Raw genomic sequence first — 21,955 nt, 5'->3', positions numbered from 1 at the left:
CGGGGAGCCAGGCCCGGAACCCGGCTTCCCGTCGCGCACGCCGGTTACGGCTCGGTGCCCCAGACGAGGGTGCCGTCCACGTAGACCGTCACCTTGGGAGCGTCGGCGTAGGAGGTCCCGCCGCCGCGGCTGTAGTCGTCGGCCTCGTTGAAGTTGGACCAGTCCGATTTGGCCAGGCGCAGCTGGATGTCACCGGTGCTCGCGCCGGCGGCCAGCGAACCGGAGCCGAAAGCGACGTCCAGCGTGTGGTCCGCGCCGGTTCGGGCGCTCGGCAGGGTGGTGACGGCCGTCCGCAGCGCGGAGCAGCCGATCTGCGCGTAGTCGCACCAGGTCTGGTACCCGGCCGCGGACTCACCGGTGAACCAGTAGCGGACGGTCACCTTGGACAGATCGACGGTGCCGGAACCGGAGTTCACGAGCTGGATGCCGGGCCTGATCTGGTTGTCGGTGAGCGAGGAGTCGTTGTTCTTGTACTGCGCTTTCAGCCCGCTCCCGCCGCCACCGCCTCCGCCGGTGGCCTTGGTGGTCGCCGACACGGCCGCCGAAGCCGCCGACACGTTGCCCGCCGCGTCCTTGGCCTTGACGGTGTACTGGTACGTCGTGGCGGCGGACAGCGCCTTGTCCGTGTACGAAGTGCCGGTGACGCTGCCTGCCTTGGAGCCGTTCCGGTAGATGTCGTAGCCGGTCACGGCCGTGTTGTCGGTCGCCGCTCCCCAGGTCAGGGAGACGCTGTCGCTCGTCGTGGAGGTGACGGTCAGCCCGGTGGGCGCGGTCGGCGCCTGGGTGTCACCGCCGGTGCCGCCGCCTCCGCCGACCGGCGGGTAGGCGTTGGCGAGCAACTGGCGGAACTGGGCCGAGAACCAGTGACCGGCGAGCGGCGCGTCGGACAGGGCTCCGGTCGGGTTGTTGCCGTTGCGGGCGTTGCCGGTGTACGTGGGGTCGCACATCCGGTCGAAGCCCTTGCCCTCGTCGTTGTCGACGGGCCGGCTGGCGCCGTCCGACTCGCCCGGCGGCTTGGCCCACACATAGGCGTCGATGCCCGTGTCGGGTGCGGCGGTGGGACGTTCGCCGAGCCCGGCGCCGCTCTGGTTGCACCAGTTGCCGGCGTGGAGGCGCCGGTCGACGCGGCCGCCGTCGACGTAGGCGTCGACACTCGTCGTCGGGCCGGGGCCGGTCGGCCGGCCCGGACCGCCCCAGCCGTTGCGGGACGTGTCGATAAGCATCCCGATCCCGCTGTCGAAGCCCTGGGCGACGAGGGCGGACCGCAGTCCCTGCGCGTACGTCGTCTCGTCGTCGTACTGGTTCCAGTCGATCCACTTCGACTGGCGTACGGTGGTGCCGTTCACCGTGTCGGTGATCTTGACGTGGGGCTCCCGAGTGGGCGAGTAGTTGGCCGTGTTGACGATGAACCCGGTCACGTCGGCGACCGTGGCACCGTTGGTCGTGGCGGCCTTCTTGAACTCCTGGGCGGAGGGCACGAGGTTGCTGTCCCAGCCGAGCCAGCCGTGGTGCCCGGCGTCGATGTAGTTGTACGTGTTGGGCAACGCCCCCAGTTTGTGCAGGGCGTAGCCGACACCCTTCTCGTAGTTGCCGTTGGACTTCATGGTCGCGCACTGCGGGGTGGAGCCGGCGGTGCCGCCGGCGTTGGTGACCAGGTTCGGCAGGGAGTCGGGCTCGATCAGGTTGACGATGCGCAGGTTCGCGTAGGCCGGATCGGCGAGGACCGCGGCGATCGGATCTATGTAGTCGGTCTGGTAGCGCCCGATCTCGTCGGGTCCGAGTTCACCGTTGGACGCGAGGGCCGCGCAGTCGCGGCCGGGCAGGTCGTAGATGACCAGTTGGACGAGGTCGGCACCCTGCGCCTTGGCCGCGTCGAGGTGTGCCTTCAGGCCGCGGGCCCCCGCGGTGCCGTTGATGGCGGCGATGCGGTCGAGCCACACGAAGGTCGGCTCGTCGGACACCGCCGAACCACCCGGCTCCGCCGCGGCCTTGGCCGACCAGTCGGGGTTCACATAGGGCTTGGCGCCCACGTAGGGGTTGTCGAGTTTGCCGGCGGCCGACGCGACGGGGGCGGCCGAAGCCGTCTGCGGCGGGGCGGCCAGGCACAGCCCGCCCACGAGGGCGGCGGCCAGCAGGGCGATCCTCTTCGCCGGGAGGTGGCTTGGGGGGAGTTCGGGTCTACGGGAAGGCATGGGGCATCTCCTGAGACGGGCGGACGGGCGGGATGGTCGGATGGCCGGACGGAGGGCGGGTGGGCGTGACGCAGTGCGGTTCGTGGGCGGAGAGCGCGGCCGGTGCCTGTGGGTCCCCCTCGAACCACCACCCGGGAGCGGCGCCGTGAGGCGAGGCCGGGCACGGGGCGCGGCAAGGCACATGGCAGGTGTGACCTGGTCACGGATGCGGTGCGGGTGAGCCGTTGGGGCGGTCGGACGCGAGCGATGCCCGACGCCCTGGTGCGGCCCGCGGACCGTCGTCACATCGCGGTATCGGTGCCCGGCCGCGAACGGAGCGGAGGACAGGGCACCGTGACTTGGGAGCGCTCCCACGGTGGCGCCGCCTCCCCCGGCGTGTCAACACCCCTGCCGCGAAGGGCTTTTGGGGAGCGAGGCAGGCTTGCCCAGCGACCGCCCGACCAGCTGCCTGCCGGGCCGCCGAGCCTTTTACGCCAACTTCACCACCGACTCCGCCCACCGAACCCGAGGTATTGACGTGTGCACGCTTAGTGGCTTCCATGGGCGCAGTCCGGCCGACGAGTCGGACCGGCCCGGGGCGGGACACCTCGGACCGGTTCGCGGGAGCCGCCCGGCCGGGCACCCTCCCCCGACAGCACCCACTTCGACCCAGGGGTCGGCACGTCCGAATATGGGAGCGCTCCCACAGCGCCGAAGGCACTGCCCACCCCGGTCGGTACCGGACCCGAGAGGACTCCGCGATGCGTCATCCACCCCCACGCCGATTCGGTCGCGTCCTGATCGCGTTGTTGTGCACGGCCGCCGCCGCACTGATACCGCTCACGCCCCTCCCCGCGCGGGCGGCCGGTGCCAGGACGGCCGGCCCCACGGCGGTTTCCGCGGCGGGCGCCGGCTACTGGCACACCAGCGGGCGACAGCTGCTCGACGCCCGGAACCAGCCGGTACGGATGGCCGGCGTCAACTGGTTCGGGTTCGAGACCTCCAACTACGTGGCCCACGGGCTCTGGTCACGCGACTACAGGTCGATGATGGACCAGATGAAGTCGCTCGGTTACAACACGATCCGACTCCCCTACAGCGACGACATCTTCAAGAACACGACGCCGAACGGCATCACCTACGCGGGAGGTCTCAACGCCGATCTCCAGGGACTCACCTCGCTCCAGGTCATGGACAAGATCGTCGGCTATGCGGGTGCCATCGGTCTGAAGGTGGTGCTCGACCGCCACCGTCCCGACTCCTCCGCCCAGTCGGCACTCTGGTACACCTCAGCGGTCCCGGAGACGACATGGATCACCGATCTCAAGGTGCTCGCGGCCCGCTATCGAGGTGATGCGACCGTGATCGGCATCGATCTGCACAACGAGCCACATGACCCGGCCTGTTGGGGCTGCGGCGATCAGGCCACCGACTGGCGGCTGGCCGCGGAGCGGGGCGGCAACGCCGTGCTGTCCGTCAACCCCGACCTCCTGGTCATCGTGGAGGGCGTGCAGACGGTGGGCGGCCAGAGCTACTGGTGGGGCGGCAATCTCGCGGGTGTCGACACCGCCCCCGTACGCCTGAGCGTGGCCGACCGCGTGGTGTACTCCGCGCACGACTACGCCACCAGTGTCGCCCGGCAACCCTGGTTCGACGATCCGTCGTTCCCCGCCAACATGCCCGCCATCTGGGACAGGAACTGGGGCTACCTCTTCCAGCGGAACACCGCTCCGGTCCTGCTCGGCGAGTTCGGCACCACCTTGCAATCGGGCGTCGACCACAAGTGGCTCTCCGCCCTCGTCGACTATCTGCGCCCCACCGGCACCTACGGGGCTGACAGCATCAGTTGGACGTTCTGGTCATGGAATCCGGACTCCGGTGACACCGGCGGCCTCCTCAAGGACGACTGGCAGACCGTGGACACCGTCAAGGACGGCTATCTCACCCGCGTCAAGGCACCGGCCTTCACCGGCGGAGGTGGCGAAGGCGGCGACACCACCGCGCCCTCGACACCGGCCGCGCTGAAGGTGACCGCTACGACGGCGTCGTCCGTCTCGTTGTCGTGGTCGGCGTCCACGGATGACACCGGGGTGGTCGGCTACGACGTGTACCGAGGTGCCGGCAAGGCGGGTTCGGTCACGGGCACCTCGTTCACGGACACCGGGCTCACCGCCGACACCCGCTACGACTACACGGTGCGGGCACGTGACGCGGCCGGGAACGTCTCCCCCGCCTCCGCGCCGGTCAACGCGATGACCACGGGCTCCGGTGGTGGCGACTCGGGATGCTCGGCCGCCTATCGGGTGAGCAGCGACTGGGGAAGCGGCTTCAACGCCGACGTCACGGTCACCGGCACCGGCGGCTCGACGACGACGACGTGGCAGGTCACGTGGACCTGGCCGGGCGCGCAGAGCGTGAGCGGGATGTGGAACGCCTCGTACACCCAGGCCGGCAAGACGGTGACCGCGACCAACGCCGCCCACAACGGGACACTCGCTCCCGGTGCGTCCACCTCGTTCGGGTTCAGCGCGGCTCCGGGTGGCGCCGGCGTACCGGCCCTGACCTGCCACGCCCGGTAGGACCTGTGACCGGGCCGCCCTTCGCCGACCCGTTCGCCGTACGCGGTCGCATGGTGACGGTCGGTGCGGAGTGAGTCGTATACGTGCTTTTTTGTGTGGGAGGAGTACGAGTGGGTAGGTAAGCGGATCGAATGCTTCCGTTTGTCGCTGCGCGGGGCTCGCGTCTCCCGCGGTCCCGTCAGCAGCCAGAACGGCCGGTCACGCAAGGAGGAATGGATCATGAGGCTGACGCGACGTATGGCCATGGCAGGCGTTTCCGCGACGATGGCCGCGGGGGCCGTTCTGGCCGGTGGCAGCTCGGCGATGGCGGCTACGACCACTCCGCCGACCGCAGCTCGCCTCCCCGTACCGAGCGCGGCAGCCGACACCGGTCGTCACCTCGACCATCACCGCGATGCCCGGCAGCCCACGGACCGGTGGATAGAAGACCAGCTGGCGACCTTCTACCCCTCGTCCATCCACCGGCTGGCGATCTTCGACCCCTGGGTCAAGGACCAGCTGGCCACGTTCTGCCCGGACGGTCGGTGAACGGTTGGCCGGATCCCTCACAGGGCGTGAGGTGTGGCGTGTTCGATCACCGGCCGACATCCCCCTTTTCACACCGTGAGGCCCCGCCCCAACACCGGCGCCCATGCGGCCTCCGGGACGGGCGGCGGGCCGGTAGCCGGTCCGCCGCTCTCCTGTGACTCCCGACGCCACGGGGGCCTCATGTCGTCGTCGGCTCCGCTGCCGTCGGCTCTGCCCCGGGTGCCCCCAGCAGGCGTAGGCCGGCCAGGCTCTGGAGTGTCATCGCGGCGGCGGCCGTGGCGGTGACGGCGAAGCCACCCCGTGGCCCGAGGGAGTCGATCGCCCAGCCGGAGACCGTCGCAGCGGCGGCCGAGCCCGCCGCGCCGGCGGAGCCGAGCCAGGAGAACGCCTGGGTCAGGACGCTCTGGTGGACGGTCGACTCGGTGAGAACGGGGAAGAGCACGAGCAGGAGTGGGATCGTGGCACCGGTGAGGACCATGACCAGTCCGAGCCCGAGCGGTGAACCCACCATGAGCAGCAGCACCGTGCCGAGCGTCAACGCACCGGTCGCCGCGAGCAGTTGAACCGGGGGTGTGACACGCCACCGGCGCAGCCCGTACAGCCATCCGGCCAGCAGGCCGCTGCCGCTGGAGACGGCGAAGAGCGGGGCGGCGGCGCCCGGGGCGCCGTGTTCCACCACGAAGGCGGTCACCGACACCTGCATGGCCCCGAAGAAGACTCCGACGGCGAGATTGAGACCCATCAACAGGAAGACCGCGCCGTGCAGCGCCGACCGGTCCTGTCGCGCGTGGTCGTCACCGTCGACCGCCGGCGAGGGCGCGCTGTCCCGCTGTGCCGCGAAGACCAGACCGCCGCCCACCGACAGGGAAGCGGCGAGCACCGTGCCGGCGACGGGATGTCCGGCGGCAGCGAGGGTGCTGACCAGCGTCGGGCCGACGAGGTAGCCCACCGCGTTGCCGATGGACTCCAGCGCGAACGCGGTGGGCAGTTCCGCGGCCCGGTCGGTGCGCAGCAGTGCCGCCCAGCGCGCCGCGGACATCGCGCCGAGCTGGGGAACGGTGGCCCCGACCAGCGCGCCACCCAGGGCCAGGAGGGCGTTGCTGGCATCCAGGGCGACCAGGGAGACGAGGGCGGCGACCGCGAGGGCGTGGGCGTGCAGTGCGGGCGGCAGGACGCGGGTCTGCCCGAACCGGTCCACGAGCCGCGCCACTTGGGGCGCCCCGAGCGCTTCGGTCACCGCGAACGCGCCGCCGACCAGGCCTGCCGCGGCGAAGGTGCCGGTGTGGCTGTGCACGAGCCAGACGATGCCGAGGCTGGTCATCGCGATGCCGACGCGTCCGAGTGATGCGGGCAGGAAGAAGGCCGCGGCGCCTGGGGTACGCAGCAGGGAACGGTAGTTCGCCGATGGCACGGCGAGTCCTTTTCGCTGCCCGGCGGGACGGCCCACCCGGTCGTGGGTGCCCGAATGTACCGACCGGTGGTCGCCGCCTGGAGCCGTCCGATACTGGCGCGGAGAGGGGCACACGCCCCGCACCGACTCCCTCACCGGGCAGAATGCTTGTCGTGTTGTCGATCGCTGTGAAGCGCGGAGTCTCTGGTGGCCGGGCCGGCGACTGGGGAACCGATCGACATCGGGACGCGCCGGGCGGGCACGGTCACCTTATGACGGCGATCGAGAAACCGCTACCGCGCCGCAGGTCGGTGACGCGGTCCTGTCCGGACCGCGTCCGGTCCGCCCTGTGCCGCTATCCGTTCCGGGCGGCGAACGCGTCGACCCCCGTCAGCTCCGCCGACAGCTTCCACAACCGGGACGCCTGCTCGGGGTCGATCGCCCAGTCCCTGACGCCGAAGCGGTCCTCGCCCTCGGGCGCGGGCTCCGCGACGTCGCAGTCCTCCAGGTAGACACCGCCGAGGCCGTCCAGTTGCGGTGATGTCGCCGCCCACACCTGAGTGGCCGCGCCCTGGGGCGGCGTCTTGAAGCCCGCGGGGTTGAGGACGTTGCCGTCCTCGTCGATCCAGCCGCGCTCGACCATCTCCTGCTTGGGCAGGTGCCGTTGCAGCGGAGTGATGATCCCGCCGGGATGCAGGGCGAACGCCCGGACGCCGAAGTCGCGCCCCAGTTTGTCGAGTTCCACGGCGAACAGGACGTTCGCGGTCTTGGCCTGCCCGTACGCCTCCCACTTGTCGTACCGCTGCCGCCAGTCGATGTCGTCCCAGCGGATGCCGGAGAAGTGATGACCTCGGGAGGAGACGGAGACGACTCGCGCACCACCCGGCGCGATCGCGGGCCACAGTCGGTTGACGAGGGCGAAGTGGCCGAGGTGGTTGGTGGCGAACTGGGCCTCCCAGCCGGGGCCCACCCGGGTTTCCGGGCAGGCCATGATCCCCGCGCTGTCGATCACGATGTCGATCGTCCGTCCGGAGGCGAGGAACCGCTCGGCGAAGGCACGCACGCTCTCCAGATCGCCGAGGTCCAGCTCGTCCAGCTCGACGCCGGGGATGTCGGCGAGGGCCTGTTCGGCGGTGCCCGGGCGGCGCGCGGGCACGACCACGTGGGCGCCGGCCTTGGCGAGCGAGCGGGTGGTCTCCAGGCCGATGCCCGAGTAGCCGCCGGTGACCAGGGCCAGCTTCCCGGAGAGGTCGATGCCCCGCAGGACGTCGTCGGCGGTGCTGGTGGCGCCGAAGCCGGAACCGATCTTGTGCTGTGCAGTGCTCATGCCCGGAACGCTACGTATTGGAGTGCGCTCGAAGTCAAGGGAGTCATGGGCCGTTCGGGTCCCCGGCGGGGCGAGTTGCCGACCGGCCGGCCTGCCGACCAGTCGGAGGGAGGGACTGGCTGCCGCCGTGGGACGGCGAGGATGCGTGGAGTCAGTCGGAGACGTGAAGGACGATCTTGCCGCGGTGGTGCTCGTTCTCGAGCGCCTCGTAGGCGCCCCGGCCCCTGGACAGGGGCAGCACACGGTCCACCGAGGGGACCAGGCGGCCGTCCTCGATCAGCTGGGTGATCGAGTCGAGTCCGGCGCGGTCCGGTTCCACGACGAAGAAGACCCCGCGGGCGTTGTGGTGTTCGGCCGCCCGGGGATCCGGAGGCTCGGCGACGCCGACCAGGGTGCCACCGGGTCTCAGGACGCTCCAGGATCTGGTCGTGGTGCGGCCGCCCACCAGGTCGACGATGACGTCGACGTCGTGGACGTGGTCCTCGAACCGGTCGTGTGCGTAGTCGATGGCCGTATCGGCGCCCAGTGAGCGCACGAAGTCCAGGTCGGCCGCGCCGGCGGTGGCGGCGACCTCCGCGCCGAGGGCCGAGGCGATCTGCACGGCGTAGGAGCCCACTCCCCCGGCGCCCCCGTGGACCAGGACGCGTTGTCCGGTTTGGAGGTGAGCGTGGTGGGTCAGGGCCTGCCAGGCGGTCAGCGCGGCGAGCGGTACGGCTGCCGCCTGGTGGTGGGTCAGTGCCGTGGGCTTGGCCGCCACGAGGGCGGCGGGGATCGTGAGGTATTCGGCCGCGGCTCCGTCGCGGGTGAAGGGAACGAGGCCGTAGACCTCGTCGCCGTCGTGCCAGTCGGTCACGTCGGCGGTGCGGGCGGCGACCACGCCCGAGAACTCGTGCGAGGGGATGACGGGGGTGCGGTCGCGGCCCGTTCCGTCGAAGCTGTCGGTCCAGGTGGCGTCCCAGGAGAGTTCGCCGGCGGTGACGGAGGCGGCCCGGACCTCGATCAGGATCTCTCCCGGTCCCGGCTCGGGGCGCGGGGCCCTTTCATAGGCGAGCCGCTCCGGGCCGCCTCGCTGATGAGCCCTGACGGCGTTCATCGTCGGCATGGTCCTTGCCTCCTTCTCGTCTGCGGGGCGGCTGGGGCCCGGTCGCCCCAGGGGAGGGAGTTGCCGCCGGGCCACGGGCCTGAAGACGGACGCACCGCCGGTGACCGATCCGCTTGCCGGTGCCGCCGTGCTCGTGGTCGCCCGCACGGGACAGGATCACATCCAGGACTTCTCCGGGCCGGGAGAAACGGCCACCGGTGATCGTGTCGGCGGCGCGCGCCACGACCCGGGCGACCGGCGCCACGTCAGGAGCTGGGCGCGTCCGTGGTGGTGGCGTGGGGAGTGATGGTCATCACGCTGTCCAGGCCGAGCCGGAGCAGAAGGTCGTAGAGGTGGTGGTGGACGTCGGTCACGCTCATCGTGCCGCCGAGGCGTTCCAGCCGCTGGTACCAGGTGATGAGCATGGTGATGCCGGTGGAGTCCATCTGGGCGGTGTGGGAGGCGTCCAGGGTGAGGTGCAGGCAGCCCTCGTCGAGGATGCGGTCCCCCACGGCTCGCAGGCCAGGGGTCGTGTAGAGGTCGACGGTCTCGGGCAGTCCGGCGGTGACGCGGTCGTCTGTGCGGTCGCTGACGTGCAGCACAGTGGGGCCTCCGCTTCACCGGCCGGCGAACGTGTCCGCGAACGTTCGCTGGGCTGGGTGACCACCCTACTGGCGCCAGGGCCGCGGAGCCGCCGTTGCGTCCCCGTTCCCGGCCCGGCCGCCTGTGTGTCAAATGTAATGCTTCCATGTGCTTCCCCGGGGCGGGTTGCATAGCCGGGGTGGATGCGGGACGGTTGCCGGACGACAATTTATCTTCCAGAGTAGGAAGGTGGTGAGGTGCGCACGATGCGTACCTCCACTTGTGTGTGCTTCCCGCGGTCCCTCCGCCCGCCCGCGCAGCGCCGACGTCAGCGTCGGTGCCACGTGGGGTAACGCCCCCTATCCCGTACTGGTCGTGGACCGGCACGGCAGCCTCGTGCACTTCAACGCGGCGGCCCGGTCGCTCCTGCCGAAGGCGACGAGCGGTGACTGGCTGCACGAGGCGGCACCCTCGTGGTTGTCCGACGCGCACCGGCGCGTCACCGACGGACCGTGCGACGAGGACGCCGGCCCGTCGGTCGGTCCCGTCAACGACCGGATTTTCGAGGCGCATCCCACGGCAGCGCCCGACGGCGACGTGGTGTGGTGGCTGATCGACGACACCGATCGCCGTCAGGCCGAAACAGCCCTGCACAGCGCGAAGGCACGATCCGAGGTCCTCTCCGGCGCCTCTTCCACGCTGTTGTCGACGCTGAACGTCCCACGCTGCATGGAGGTCGCTGCCGGCTTGGCTGCTGAACACCTTTCGGAGGCGGCCGTCCTCGTCGCGCCCGCGCAAGGCCGACGCCATCCCCTCACGTACGCGCGGCGGGGCGGGCCCGTCAGCCAGGTCACGCTCCCGATCGACACCCGTAGCGTGCCCGGCCTGTCCGAGGCGCTCCAGGGCTTCCCCCCGGTGCCGGCCCGCTGGATAAACCCCGAGGACATTCCGGACTGGGTGGTCCCCGCGGGCTTCGCCGGGCCGGTCGGCTCGGTGATCGTCACTCCGCTGCCGGGCCACGGCGTGCCCGCCGGAGCCCTGATCCTGCTGCGCTCCAGCACCGAACAGGCGTTCACGCAGGGCGAGGAGGTCTTCGCGCGGCTGTTCGCCGCCCGGGCGGGGGCCGCGTTGTCGGCGGCCCGTCTGTACACGGAACAGGCCACCGTCACCGCCACCCTGATGCAGGAGCTGCTGCCCCCCGTCCTGCACCGTGTGCACGGAGTGGACTACGCCGGCGGCTACCGCGCCTCCAAGGACCACGAACGCGTCGGCGGCGACTTCTACGACGTCCACCCCGGTTCGGATCCCACCCAGGAGACCCTCGTCGTCCTGGGCGACGTCTCGGGCAAGGGCCTGGACGCGGCGGTGCTGACCGGGAAGATCCGCAACACCCTGCACGCCCTGCTGCCCCTGGCCGGGAACCACCAGCGGGTGCTCGAGCTGCTCAACGGAGCCCTGCTCTCCTCCCACCACGCACGGTTCGCCACCCTGGTGCTCGCCTCGGTGCGCCGTCGCGCCGGCCGGGCCCAGCTGCGGATGACCAGCGCCGGGCACCTGCCGCCGCTGGTCATCCGCGCCGACGGCACGGTGGAGGAGATGCCCACCCGCGGCACTCTGGTCGGTGCGCTGCCGACCGTGTCCGCGGACACCGTGGAGACGGTGCTCGAACCGGGTGAGACGTGTCTGCTCTACACAGACGGCATCACCGAGGCCCGTGGCGGCCCACTCGGGGACGAGCTCTTCGGCGAGCCACGCCTGAAGCGGGCCTTGACCGAATGCGCGGCCATGCCGGCGGAGGCCATCGTCGAGCGGGTGCAGATGCTCGCCGCCCAGTGGCTGGGCTCCGGCCGCCACGACGACATGGCCGTCGTCGCCATCAGCGCCCCCTTGAACGGGCCGCTGTCGGTGGTCAACGGGCGGACCAAGGGCAGGAGGATCGCGTGAACGACCCCACCGGGCCCCTGGGACCGCTGGAGCTGCTGTGGCGGGCCGTGTCCGAGGGCGACGAGTACGCCGCCGTCGAGGTCCTCGACGACGCGCTGGCCGACGGGTGGGGTGAGGAGGCGCTGCTGCTGGACGTGATCGCACCAGTGCAGGAGAGAGTCGGCGCCGAGTGGGCGGCGGATCGCATGACCGTGGCCCAGGAGCACGCGGCCACCGCCGTCAACGAACGCGCCATGGCGGCCCTCGCCCACCACCGCCAGCAAGGCCCCCCGGGGCCTTCCCGGCGCGGCCGGGTGACGGTGACCTGTGTCGACGGCGAGTGGCACGCCTTTCCCGCCCGCCTCGTCGCGGAGACGCTGCGCCTGCGCGGCTGGCAGGTGGACTTCCTCGGCGCCCAGACGCCGACGCAGCACCTGATCGCGCATCTGCACCACACCGAAGCCGACGCGGTCCTGCTGTCCGGTTCCATCCCCACCCATCTGCCCACCGCGCACGCGGCCATCACCGCGTGTCAGGCGATAGGCGTCCCCGTCATGGCCGGCGGTCGCGCCTTCGGTCCGGACGGCCGCCACGCCCGCGCTCTGGGCGCCGACCACTGGGCGGCCGATGCCCGGGGCGCGGCCGCGGCGCTCGAAGCGGGTCTTCCCCTGCCCTCGACGGCGGGGGTCCGCCAGGCCGTCGACGACTTGCCGCATCTGACGGATCAGGAGTACACCCTGGTCCGTCAGACGCGCTCGCAGCTGATCAAACAGACCCTGGTGGATCTCGAGACACGCTTTCCCGCCGTTCGCGCCTACACCGACACCCAGCGCGAGCGGACCGCGGAGGACCTCGCCCACATCGTCGACTTCCTCGCCACCGCCCTCTATCTCGACGACACCGGGCTCTTCACCGATTTCATGACCTGGACCGCCGACATCCTGGAGGTCAGGAAGGTCCCCGCTCGCTCCCTCGTCGCCGGCCTGGCGCTCCTCGCGGACCAGTTGCACGACTTTCCGCGCGCCCTGGCCATGATCCGTCAGGGCACGGCCGCTCTCAACGACCGCACCGCCCGCACTGTCCCCGACCTCGGTACCCACGCATGACCGACCTGCCTCCCTCCGTCCGCACCGACTCCCCCGGTCTGACGGTCACCGCGCACCGGCAGCGCCGTACGCTGACCGTCCGGGTGCGGGGGGAACTCGACTACGACACGGTCGACGAGCTCCTCGACACCGTCACGCACCAGCTGTCCTCCGACGCTCCCCTGCGCGACGTGCGACTGGACTTCAGCGACCTGACCTGGATCGACTCCTCAGGGCTGTCGGCGCTGCTGATGATCCACCGTCAGGCCGACGCCGTCGGCGCGACCCTGCGCCTGGACAACCGGCCCGCGCTCCTCGACCGCGTGCTGCGCATCACCAACGTCCAGGACCACCTCGCCAGACATGACGGGACCTAGCCGATCAGGTCGCGTGTCAGTGCCATGAGGCGTTCTTGGGCCTCGGTGTCGTACGCCTGCTCGTGCGCGCGTGCCTCGGTGAACCGGTCGAAGTAGCGGCCGGTGGTGGTGGCGAGTTCCGGGTCGAGGAGCAGCCGCACGGTCGGGCGGACGCCCTCCCGTGTGCTGACGGCGGGGGTGAGGCCGTACGCGCGGACGCCGTCCGTGTCCATCAGATGGGCCGGGTGCAGTGCGTTGACCGTGACTCCGGTGCCCCGCAGTTCGGCGGCCAGGTCGAAGGTGGCCATGATCATGGCAACCTTGCTGCGGCAGTACGCGTGCAGGCCCTCGTAGTCCCGTTCGAACATGACGTCGTCGAAGTCGATGGCCTCCTGCCCCATCGAGGCGACGTTGACGACCCGGGCCGGAGCCGAGGCCGTGAGCAGGGGCAGCAGGTCGCAGGTCAGGGCGTAGGGGGCGAGGTGGTTCACCGCGAAGCGGAGTTCATGTCCCTGGTGGCTGAGTTCGCGCGTGCGGGGTTCGGCTCCGCCACCGGCCACCGCGTTGTTGATCAGACCGTCGAGGTACGGTTCCGCCGTGCGAATCCGGTCCGCCATGGCGTGCACCTGGTCCAGGTCGGACAGATCGGCGAGATAGGTGCGGATGGCGGTGCCCGGTGCGGCGGTCCGCGCCGCGTCGGCCACGTCCTCCAGACGGCCTCGGTCCCGGCCGTGCAACAGGAGGGTCCCTCCGCGTGGGGCCAGGTCGAGTGCCAGTGCGCGGCCCATGCCCTGGGTGGCGCCGGTGATCAAAGTCGTGCGTCGGGTCATGTCCACGATCCTGGCCGTGTCGGGCGACGGGATGGGAGAGTGCGCCGAACCTGGTGTGGCCACCACCAGGCTCGGCGCATCCATCCCGTCCATCGCGTCGACGTCGGCTCAGCGGGTTGTCAGAGTCAGGCAGGTCGCGCCGAGGGCGCAGGCGAGCAGGACCGTCACGCCGGCGGCGTACCGCTTGAGGAGGGTCCGGCGCAGCCTGGCGTAGCGGGTCTCGTATTCGCCGCGCAGGCGCTTGGCCCGGTCCGCGATGGTCTGGAGCGCCTGCCGTGTCAGACCGAGGCGCTGGTCGACGTAGTGGCGGGTGAGGTCTTCCGCCTGCCCTGTCGTGAGCCAGGGCAGGCGGGCGCAGAGGGTTTCGGCCTCGTACCGGGCCTGCTCGCGTTCGGCGTTGACGAGGAGGAAGCCCTCGGCCTCGTCGGCGATCGAGCGGCCCTGCCCCGCCAGCGGAGAGCCGGGGCGCTCCGGCGATGTCACCGCTGGCCGCCCTCTGCTTCGACCACGTCACGCCTGCCGAGGTTCGCCTCGTGTTCGAGTTGTGCCACCTCGGGGTGGTGCAGGTCGAACGCCGGGGATTCGCTGCGGATCCGCGGCAGGGTGAGGAAGTTGTGCCGCGGCGGCGGGCAGGAGGTCGCCCACTCCAGCGAACGGCCGTAGCCCCACGGGTCGTCCATGCCGACCGGCTTGCCGTACCGGGCCGTCTTCCACACGTTGTACAGGAACGGCAGCATCGAAAGGCCGAGCAGGAACGAGCTGATGGTCGAGACGGTGTTCAGGGCCGTGAAGCCGTCGGCCGCCAGGTAGTCCGCGTACCGGCGCGGCATGCCCTCGGCGCCCAGCCAGTGCTGGACCAGGAAGGTGCCGTGGAAGCCGACGAACAGCGTCCAGAAGGTGATCTTGCCCAGACGCTCGTCGAGCATCTTGCCCGTGAACTTGGGCCACCAGAAGTGGAAGCCGGCGAACATCGCGAAGACGACCGTGCCGAAGACCACGTAGTGGAAGTGCGCCACCACGAAGTACGAGTCGGAGACGTGGAAGTCCATCGGCGGCGAGGCCAGGATCACGCCCGTGAGACCGCCGAAGAGGAAGGTGACCAGGAAGCCGGTGGCCCAGAGCATCGGTGTCTCGAAGGACACGCTTCCCCTCCACATCGTGCCGATCCAGTTGAAGAACTTCACACCGGTCGGGACCGCGATCAGGAAGGTCATGAAGGAGAAGAACGGCAGCAGCACGCCGCCGGTGACGTACATGTGGTGCGCCCACACCGTCGCGGACAGCCCGGCGATCGCGATGGTGGCCGCGACCAGGCCCATGTAGCCGAAGATCGGCTTACGGGAGAAGACCGGGATGACCTCGGTGACGATGCCGAAGAACGGCAGGGCGATGATGTACACCTCCGGATGGCCGAAGAACCAGAAGAGGTGCTGCCACAGCAGCGAGCCGCCGTTGGCCGCGTCGAACACATGGGCGCCGAACTTGCGGTCCGCCTCCAGCGCGAACAACGCGGCCGCCAGGACCGGGAAGGCCAGCAGGACCAGGACGGCGGTCAGCAGCACGTTCCACACGAAGATCGGCATGCGGAACATCGTCATGCCCGGTGCGCGCATGCAGATGATCGTGGTGATGAAGTTGACCGCGCCCAGGATGGTACCGAAGCCGGAGAAGGCCAGGCCCATGATCCACAGGTCGGGACCGAGGCCCGCTGAGCGGACCGCGTCCGACAGCGGGCTGTAGGCGAACCAGCCGAAGTCCGCCGCGCCGTCCGGGGTGAGGAAGCCACCGACCGCGATGGTCGAGCCGAACAGGTACAGCCAGTAGGCGAACATGTTCAGCCGCGGGAACGCCACGTCCGGCGCGCCGATCTGCAGCGGCATGATCCAGTTGGTGAAACCGGCGAACAGCGGCGTCGCGAACATCAGCAGCATGACCGTGCCGTGCATCGTGAACGCCTGGTTGTACTGCTCCTTGGAGATGATCTGCAGGCCGGGACGGGCCAGCTCGGCGCGCATCAGCAGCGCCATCACGCCACCGATCAGGAAGAACGCGAACGACGTCGACAAGTACAGGGTGCCGATCGTCTTGTGGTCGGTGGTCGTCAGCCACCGCACCACGACATTGCCGGGCTGCTTGCGCCTGACCGGCAGCTCGTTCTCGTACGAGTCCTCGGCCGGCACCGCGCCCGGGGGTTCATTAAGGATGCTCACAGATCGCGTCTCCTGACGCTCACTCATTGGCTTGCCGTAGTCCCCCCATCCTTGTGGCAGAGCGGCGGAGAACCTCTGCCCGAGAGCCCGCCACACCGCCAATCGCGTGATCATCACGCACGAACGGAGTAAGCGGACGTTCCTCGCTCGACCGGGTTTCCTTTCGTGCGACCGCGTCGAAAGCTAGGTCAGCACCAGCCAGCGGTGGCCGTCGATCAGTTCTCGGGCGGCGTCGAGGTGTCCGGCGTGGCAGGCGGTCTCGGTGATGACGTGCAGGATGACGTCGCGCAGGGTGTGCAGGTGCGGTTCGCCGAAGAGGTCGCGGGGCCACCAGGCCGGGGCGGCGCCGGCGGCGGTGGCCGAGATGACGGCGTCGGCCAGCTCCGCTTCCTTGCGGTACCCGTCCAGCACATCGCCGGCGCGGGTCTCCGGGCCGACCTGCCAGGCCTCGTCGCCGCTCGTGAGGCCACGGATGACCTCCTCGTCCCCGGTGACGACCGCACGGAACCAGAATCGCTCCACGTCCAGCGCGAGGTGCTGGACCAGGCCCAGGCAGTGCCATCCGGAGGGGAGTACGGGCCGCCGCAAGGCCTCCTCGTCGAGCCCGTCGAGAATGCCGAGGACGTGTCGGCGTTGCGCGTTCAGGGCAGTGAGCAGCGCCCGGATCTCGCTGTCCGTGATCGGGTGGCCGCCCGGTGTCGTCTCGCTCGGCTTTTCGGTCATGAGCACACAGGGTTTCAAAAAGGCGGCAACCGCGCGGGGGATCCGCCCGATTGGGCGCACGCGGTTCCGCCGTGGATATCAGGGGTTGTCGGCGGTCGGGGGTGGCCCGCGCCAGCCGCTCGGCGTTCGTGCCGAGCGCTTCGACATCACCCTTCCCGCCGACCGGGTCAGGCTCGACGCCGTCGAGCGGCTCGCCGAAGTCGCCGACGGGGCCGGCCTGACGATGATCCGGAGCACGGTGTCGGCGGCGGCAACTGTGCGTGCGGATGGTCGTCCTCGCCGAGGCCTGCACGCCGATCGGCGATCGTGGGCCGAGGGCCGAGGGCCGACGGTTCGGCTTCCGCGACGGACAGCACCGGGCGGGCCGGCCCGGCATGACACGGCACGCTCCGGCCCGGCACGGTCCGCTGCGACGGGTCAGGGGGCGGGGGTCAAGACGACCGGCAGTTCGCGGTAGGAGTTCATCAAAAAGCTCTCCATGGGCCGCAGTTCGTCCGGCGAGCAGGCCAGGCGTATCCGGGGGAAGCGCTCGAAGAGCGCGGCGAAGGCGCCGGTGGCCTCCATCTCGGCGAGCGGGGCGCCCATGCAACGGTGCGCGCCGTACCCGAACCCGATGCTGCTCTTCTCCCGGTCGGCGCGCAGTACGTCGAAGCGGCCGGCGTCCTCGCCGTAGCGACGGGGATCCAGGCCGGCGGCGGCGAAGTTCACCACGATGGCATCGCCCTTGCGGATCACCACACCGTCCAGGGCGATGTCCTCCACCGCGAACCGCATCGGCGCCCAGGCGCCCGGGGTGTGCGTCCGCATCGTCTCGGCCGCGACGTCCTGCCAGGTCGCCCGGCCCGCCCGGACGTGCTCCAGCTGATCGGGGCGGCTGAGCAGCGCACCGACGGCGTTGGTGATCAGAGCCGCCGTGGTGTCCTGGCCGCCCGCGACCATGAGGAAGAGCGTGCCGAACAGCTCCTCCTCGCTGAGCCGGTCACCCTTGTCCCGCGCCTCGATCAGTGAGGAGGTCAGATCGTCCCCCGGCTCGGCCCGCTTGGCCGCCACATGCCCGGCCAGCAGCGTGAACGCCTCCAGCCGCGCCGCCTCCATCTCCTGTCCCGAGACGGTGGTGCTGAACACCTTGTGCAGCGCCGCGCACAGCGCGTCGGTGGCCTGGCCCTGGGGGATGCCGAACAGCTCGCAGATCACTCGCATGGGCAGCAACTCGGCGAACGCGCTTCGCAGATCCACTGCCGTACCAGGCGGGACGGCGGCCAGCGCGTCCACGAGTTCGGCCGTGATCCGGTCAACACGCGGACGCATCGCCTCGGTTCGCCGTGCGGTGAAGGCGCCCGCGACGAGCCTGCGCAGCCGTGCGTGACTTTCCCCGTAGGTGAAGAGCATGTTCTCGTTCGCCACCCACGGATACAGCGGCCATTCCTCGGTGATCCGTCCCTCGATGAAGTCCGGCCAGTGCCGTCGGGCGTCCCGGGACACTCGGGGATCGGCCAGCAGTCGCTCCACACAGCTCTGCTCCACCACCGCCCAGGCGACCACGCCGCCTGGCAACCGCACCTTCGTCGCCGGGCCTTGGGCCCGCAACCGGGCCGCCTCACCCGCCAGGTCACGCCCCGTCACATCCAGGGCGTAGGGGCAGGACATCGTTTCCATCGTCGTATCTCCCTGGGTCTCGTTCGCGCAGACGGTCACGCGTTGCGCCTTGTGGAGGAGAGAGGGGTTCTCCGGTTCATCCCCTTCGAGGGCGCGCGAACCACGCCCCGAGGACTTCGAGTCGCCGCACCACGCGGTTCCGCGCCACGCACCGCATCGCGTGTGGCAGCGCGGAGCCGTTCCCCCCAGCCGTGCGCCGGCGCGCCGTACGCACCTTCGCCGGCCGTGGTGCCACGGCCCAGCACCATGGTGCCGTGCGGGCCTCGGGCAGAGGGGCCCGGGGCTGGGGTCGGGTGCGAGGGGGCAGGTGCGGGGGCCCGGGTCCGGCGGATCTGCGCTACGGCAGTCAGCCGGTGACGCGGCTCTCCTCGGACGGCGCACCGCTCGTACCGGGCTCGCTCCCCTCGCCCGCGTCGCGCAGCCTGACCGCGGCCTCGTACACGCGCGCTCCTCGGTCGGCGGCGGTGTCCAACTGTGTGAGTACCGCCGGGACCGCGATGCTCGCCAGCAGATGCCGGTACAGGTCCGACACCCGCTCCGTCAGGTCGGCGTGATCGGTCATGATCTTGGACAGTACCTGTACGCCGGTGAACGCACCGACCAGCATCCGGGCCGCCTCCGCCACCTCGACATGCGGCAGCAGCTCCCCGTTCTCCTTGGCCTTGCCGAGCAGTTCGACGTTGAACTGCAGCCACGCGTCCATCGGCACGCGTCGGTCCAGGCCGTCGTTGGGCGACCCCTGATCCACCGTCAGCCGGATGCTGCCCCGCACGACCGGGTCGCCCGAGGCCAGGAGGTGAGCGATGAGGAACGCCTCGTCCAGCCCCCGCTGGAGCGACAGCTTCTGCTGGGGCGCGCTGGGTACCGCCGCCAACTGGCCGGACAGCACCGCCTGCGCCAGCTCCTCCTTGGAAGCGAAGTGAAAGTACAGCGCCCCCTTGGTGACATCTGCCCGGCTGAGGATCTCGGAGATGGTGGCCGCCTCGTACCCCACCTCGGCGAAAACCGCGGCGGCCGCGACGAGGATGGCCCTCCTCGTCCTGATGGCTCTCTCCTGCAGTGCCACGGCCCACGCCCTCCTCGCTGACTCCGGCCGTCCCGGAGAAATAAACCGCCGAGTATGTATGGTGTCACCGCCGCGGCGGACGATCAACCGCCATCGCCTCCGGGCTCCTCGTCGTCCCTGCCATTCCTCCCTCACCAGACTGCCCTGCCGCCTCCGATTCCCCCTGACACCAAGGGAAACAGGATTATCGGGGTCGCCTGCGGGCGAATGCGGGTGGTGAACGGCAAAGGGGCTCACGAGAGGCGCATGGCCGGCTTTGAGAAACGCGTCACAACGCATCGGATAAATGCCGCACTTGGCACCGTACCGACTTGATAAGAAAACCGGTGAGTCCGTATCTTCTGCACTGCACGTCCACACATCTTCGGATCTGCGACCACGGGGGAGACGGTCATGGGCCTACCGGCCAGGCAGCACGCCACACATCCCGCGTCCGACCCCGCGCCCACCAAGTCGGCGGCGGCCGTGCCGCACGCCCGAGCCGCGGTCGAGAACCTGACGTCCCGGGACCCGGCGACGACCAAGGCCGCGACCGCCCGGGAAAACACTCGGGAAACCGCTCGGGAACTGGCCCGCGGCCTGTTCGGCCGGGGCCGCGACCGCGAAGCCAACCACGGCAGGTGGCGGCGACTGATCGCGGAGGACACGTTCCGGCACGACCCGGACCGCTCCCCCGCCCTTCAGGCGGAGCAGTCCTACCGATGGCTGCGACTGCTCAACGACCGCCTGGAAGACCCCCGCGCCCTGGCCGCGAACGCCGACCAGCTGACAGGTCTGCACGAGTGGGCGGCGATCGTGGAGGGCGGCGGCGGTCTGTGCACGGTGGCCAGCATCCACTACAACCTCTTTCTCGGCAGCCTCCTCGATCACGACGCCGACTCCCGGCGGGATTTGTCGGAGTTCACCGAGATGCGTCGCATCGGGACGTTCCTGTCCACCGAACTCGACCACGGCAACGACGGCTGGGCGCTGGAGACCACCGCCGAACTCGATCGTGGGACCGGCGAGTTCGTGCTCCACACGCCTCATCCCGGTGCCCGGAAGTTCATGCCCAACACCAGCACCACCGGTGGTCCCAAGTCCGGTCTGGTCGCCGCGCGCCTCCTCGTCGACGGCCAGGACCACGGCGTCTATCTCTTCCTGACCCCCCTCACCGACGAGCACGGCCCCCGGCCCGGCGTCCATCTGGAGCGCCTCCCCCTACGGCCCGGCGCTCCCGTCGACCACTGCCTCACCGGCTTCGAAAACGTCCGGCTGCCGCCCGAGGCCCTCCTCCAAGGCGAACACGGTCGACTCGACGAGGACTCGACCCTCACGAGCAGTCTCGGCAACCGCCGCAAACGCTTCCTGCGGTCCATAGGCCGGGTCACCGTCGGCAAACTCTGTATGAGCGCGGCCGCCGTGGGCGCCTCGCGCGCCGCCCTCGCCATCGCGGTGGCCCACGGCCAGCGCCGCCGGATCACCGGTCCAAGGCCGGACGAACTCGTCCCCCTCAACGCCCACCGCAGCCACCACGGCCGCCTCCTCAGCTGCCTGGCCACCGCCTACGCGATGACCTACCTCCACCGCCAGGTCCTCGCCCGCTACACCACGCACACCGACGCCACCCGCGAGGACGCCGAACGCCTCGTCGCCATCGCCAAGGGCTGGATCACCTGGCAGTCCCGCGCCATCGCCACCGAGTGCCGCGAACGGTGCGGCGCCCAGGGCCTGTTCCCCGCGAACCACCTCGTCGGCTTCGCCCCCTACATCGAGGGCACCATCACCGCGGAAGGCGACAACCTCGTCATCTGGGTCAAGGCGGCGGCCGAGCTCCTCTTTGACCACGAGCCCGCCGGCCCCGCCTCCACCACCGCCAGGGCAGCGCCCGGCACGCCCGAGGATCTCGGCGACCTGTACGCCCTGCGCCGCCTTCTCGCACACGCCGAAGGCATCTGGCGGGCACGCGCCCGCACCGCCCTGCGCCAGGGCCCGGCCAAGAATCCCCTCGGCCGCTGGAACAGGGCCTCCCCCGCCGCCCTCAAGATGGTCTCGCTCCATGCGGCGCTCCAGGCGGCGGACGCCTTCATCCACGCCGTCGAGACCACGGACGACCCCGCGGCACAACAGCTCCTCAGCCGCCTGTGCGCGCTCTTCCTCCTCGATCAACTGAGCCCGCACACCGGCGATCTCCTCGCCAACGGCCACTGCACCCCCGACCACGTGCACCACCTGCCCACCACACAGGACGCGCTCCTCGACGCCCTCGAGCCCCACATCACCACGCTCACCGACGCGTTCGACCTCCCGCACCACTACCTGGCCGGCATCCCCCTCACGGCTCCGGCCCTCACCCCGCACCAGCACGACGACTAGGACTTCTCCGGACGCTCACGTTCGGAGCCAGGGGGTGAGGGCGGCTGCGGCCAGGAGCGGCTGAAGCCATTCCCACCGCACGCCACTCGGGCG

At 70.5% G+C, this 21,955-nt stretch carries 17 protein-coding genes; 6 read left to right on the top strand and 11 right to left on the bottom strand.

What is annotated here, in order from left to right; translation table 11 throughout:
• Positions 1–44 precede the first annotated feature (44 nt).
• Positions 45–2,192: a glycoside hydrolase family 6 protein gene (locus ACIBA9_RS21625; protein ID WP_399365206.1), complete on the bottom strand. Its 2,148-nt coding sequence runs from the start codon at positions 2,190–2,192 to the stop codon at positions 45–47.
• 740 nt (positions 2,193–2,932) lie between these two features.
• Between ACIBA9_RS21625 and ACIBA9_RS21620 the strand changes: the two genes are divergently transcribed.
• Together ACIBA9_RS21620 and ACIBA9_RS21615 are read left to right on the top strand one after the other, a co-directional pair.
• The gene (locus ACIBA9_RS21620; protein ID WP_399365204.1) at positions 2,933–4,750 is read left to right on the top strand and encodes a cellulase family glycosylhydrolase; all 1,818 of its coding nucleotides are present in this window, start codon (positions 2,933–2,935) and stop codon (positions 4,748–4,750) included.
• A gap of 219 nt (positions 4,751–4,969) precedes the next feature.
• Entirely contained in the window at positions 4,970–5,278 is a 309-nt protein-coding gene (locus tag ACIBA9_RS21615; RefSeq protein WP_399365202.1) for a hypothetical protein, read from the top strand.
• Positions 5,279–5,456: 178 nt separating this feature from the next.
• Here ACIBA9_RS21615 and ACIBA9_RS21610 read toward each other — a convergent pair whose 3' ends face one another.
• The 4 genes from ACIBA9_RS21610 to ACIBA9_RS21595 all read right to left on the bottom strand — a co-directional run bounded on the left by ACIBA9_RS21610 (position 5,457) and on the right by ACIBA9_RS21595 (position 9,678).
• Positions 5,457–6,689 (bottom strand): MFS transporter, encoded by a 1,233-nt coding sequence (locus ACIBA9_RS21610; protein ID WP_399365200.1) that lies wholly within the window; start codon positions 6,687–6,689, stop codon positions 5,457–5,459.
• Between the two features lie 334 nt (positions 6,690–7,023).
• A complete protein-coding gene (locus ACIBA9_RS21605; protein WP_399365198.1) occupies positions 7,024–7,995 on the bottom strand; it encodes an SDR family NAD(P)-dependent oxidoreductase in 972 nt (323 codons plus the stop codon).
• 151 nt (positions 7,996–8,146) lie between these two features.
• Positions 8,147–9,097 carry an NADP-dependent oxidoreductase gene (locus ACIBA9_RS21600; RefSeq protein WP_399365196.1) on the bottom strand — a complete coding sequence of 317 codons (951 nt, stop codon included), beginning with the start codon at positions 9,095–9,097 and terminating at the stop codon, positions 8,147–8,149.
• A gap of 245 nt (positions 9,098–9,342) precedes the next feature.
• Positions 9,343–9,678, bottom strand: coding sequence for an STAS domain-containing protein (locus ACIBA9_RS21595; protein ID WP_399365194.1), 336 nt, complete (start codon positions 9,676–9,678; stop codon positions 9,343–9,345).
• 262 nt (positions 9,679–9,940) lie between these two features.
• Here ACIBA9_RS21595 and ACIBA9_RS21590 point away from each other — a divergent pair, with 262 nt between their 5' ends.
• From ACIBA9_RS21590 to ACIBA9_RS21580, 3 genes are read left to right on the top strand one after another with little or no spacing between them, the layout of a single operon-like run.
• Positions 9,941–11,602, top strand: a complete 1,662-nt coding sequence (locus ACIBA9_RS21590; RefSeq protein ID WP_399365192.1) for a PP2C family protein-serine/threonine phosphatase — start codon at positions 9,941–9,943, stop codon at positions 11,600–11,602.
• Entirely contained in the window at positions 11,599–12,687 is a 1,089-nt protein-coding gene (locus tag ACIBA9_RS21585) for a B12-binding domain-containing protein (RefSeq protein ID WP_399365190.1), read from the top strand. The genes ACIBA9_RS21590 and ACIBA9_RS21585 overlap by 4 nt, the downstream gene beginning before the upstream one ends.
• On the top strand, positions 12,684–13,043 hold the full coding sequence (locus ACIBA9_RS21580; protein ID WP_399365188.1) for an STAS domain-containing protein: 360 nt from the start codon (positions 12,684–12,686) through the stop codon (positions 13,041–13,043). The genes ACIBA9_RS21585 and ACIBA9_RS21580 overlap by 4 nt, the downstream gene beginning before the upstream one ends.
• Here ACIBA9_RS21580 and ACIBA9_RS21575 read toward each other — a convergent pair.
• From ACIBA9_RS21575 to ACIBA9_RS21550, 6 genes are all read right to left on the bottom strand, one after another.
• The gene (locus ACIBA9_RS21575) at positions 13,040–13,852 is read right to left on the bottom strand and encodes an SDR family NAD(P)-dependent oxidoreductase (protein WP_399365186.1); all 813 of its coding nucleotides are present in this window, start codon (positions 13,850–13,852) and stop codon (positions 13,040–13,042) included. The genes ACIBA9_RS21580 and ACIBA9_RS21575 overlap by 4 nt on opposite strands.
• A gap of 108 nt (positions 13,853–13,960) precedes the next feature.
• Positions 13,961–14,335 carry a hypothetical protein gene (locus ACIBA9_RS21570; RefSeq protein WP_399365184.1) on the bottom strand — a complete coding sequence of 125 codons (375 nt, stop codon included), beginning with the start codon at positions 14,333–14,335 and terminating at the stop codon, positions 13,961–13,963.
• Entirely contained in the window at positions 14,332–16,062 is a 1,731-nt protein-coding gene (ctaD, locus tag ACIBA9_RS21565) for a cytochrome c oxidase subunit I (protein WP_399365182.1), read from the bottom strand. The genes ACIBA9_RS21570 and ctaD overlap by 4 nt, the downstream gene beginning before the upstream one ends.
• 183 nt (positions 16,063–16,245) lie before the next feature.
• Positions 16,246–16,785: a DinB family protein gene (locus tag ACIBA9_RS21560; protein WP_399365180.1), complete on the bottom strand. Its 540-nt coding sequence runs from the start codon at positions 16,783–16,785 to the stop codon at positions 16,246–16,248.
• 417 nt (positions 16,786–17,202) lie between these two features.
• Positions 17,203–18,441 (bottom strand): cytochrome P450, encoded by a 1,239-nt coding sequence (locus tag ACIBA9_RS21555; RefSeq protein ID WP_399365178.1) that lies wholly within the window; start codon positions 18,439–18,441, stop codon positions 17,203–17,205.
• A gap of 346 nt (positions 18,442–18,787) precedes the next feature.
• Complete coding sequence (locus ACIBA9_RS21550) at positions 18,788–19,507, bottom strand: ScbR family autoregulator-binding transcription factor (RefSeq protein ID WP_362156330.1); 720 nt, start codon at positions 19,505–19,507, stop codon at positions 18,788–18,790.
• Positions 19,508–19,900: 393 nt separating this feature from the next.
• Between ACIBA9_RS21550 and ACIBA9_RS21545 the strand changes: the two genes are divergently transcribed.
• A complete protein-coding gene (locus ACIBA9_RS21545) occupies positions 19,901–21,862 on the top strand; it encodes an acyl-CoA dehydrogenase (protein ID WP_399365176.1) in 1,962 nt (653 codons plus the stop codon).
• Positions 21,863–21,955: the final 93 nt, after the last annotated feature.

The sequence above is a fragment of the Streptomyces sp. NPDC051452 genome (genome assembly GCF_044454765.1).
Classification (GTDB): Bacteria; Actinomycetota; Actinomycetes; order Streptomycetales; family Streptomycetaceae; genus Streptomyces.
Note: the sequence above shows the minus strand (reverse complement) of the source record. Positions and strands in the feature narration are given on the sequence as shown.

What these genes read in the sequence shown, in the direction of transcription:
- ACIBA9_RS21625 (WP_399365206.1), bottom strand. Translation starts at nt 2,192, where the DNA reads ATGCCTTCCCGTAGACCCGAACTCCCCCCAAGCCACCTCCCGGCGAAG.
- ACIBA9_RS21620 (WP_399365204.1), top strand. Translation starts at nt 2,933, where the DNA reads ATGCGTCATCCACCCCCACGCCGATTCGGTCGCGTCCTGATCGCGTTG.
- ACIBA9_RS21615 (WP_399365202.1), top strand. Translation starts at nt 4,970, where the DNA reads ATGAGGCTGACGCGACGTATGGCCATGGCAGGCGTTTCCGCGACGATG.
- ACIBA9_RS21605 (WP_399365198.1), bottom strand. Translation starts at nt 7,995, where the DNA reads ATGAGCACTGCACAGCACAAGATCGGTTCCGGCTTCGGCGCCACCAGC.
- ACIBA9_RS21600 (WP_399365196.1), bottom strand. Translation starts at nt 9,097, where the DNA reads ATGCCGACGATGAACGCCGTCAGGGCTCATCAGCGAGGCGGCCCGGAG.
- ACIBA9_RS21580 (WP_399365188.1), top strand. Translation starts at nt 12,684, where the DNA reads ATGACCGACCTGCCTCCCTCCGTCCGCACCGACTCCCCCGGTCTGACG.
- ACIBA9_RS21575 (WP_399365186.1), bottom strand. Translation starts at nt 13,852, where the DNA reads ATGACCCGACGCACGACTTTGATCACCGGCGCCACCCAGGGCATGGGC.
- ACIBA9_RS21560 (WP_399365180.1), bottom strand. Translation starts at nt 16,785, where the DNA reads ATGACCGAAAAGCCGAGCGAGACGACACCGGGCGGCCACCCGATCACG.
- ACIBA9_RS21555 (WP_399365178.1), bottom strand. Translation starts at nt 18,441, where the DNA reads ATGGAAACGATGTCCTGCCCCTACGCCCTGGATGTGACGGGGCGTGAC.
- ACIBA9_RS21545 (WP_399365176.1), top strand. Translation starts at nt 19,901, where the DNA reads ATGGGCCTACCGGCCAGGCAGCACGCCACACATCCCGCGTCCGACCCC.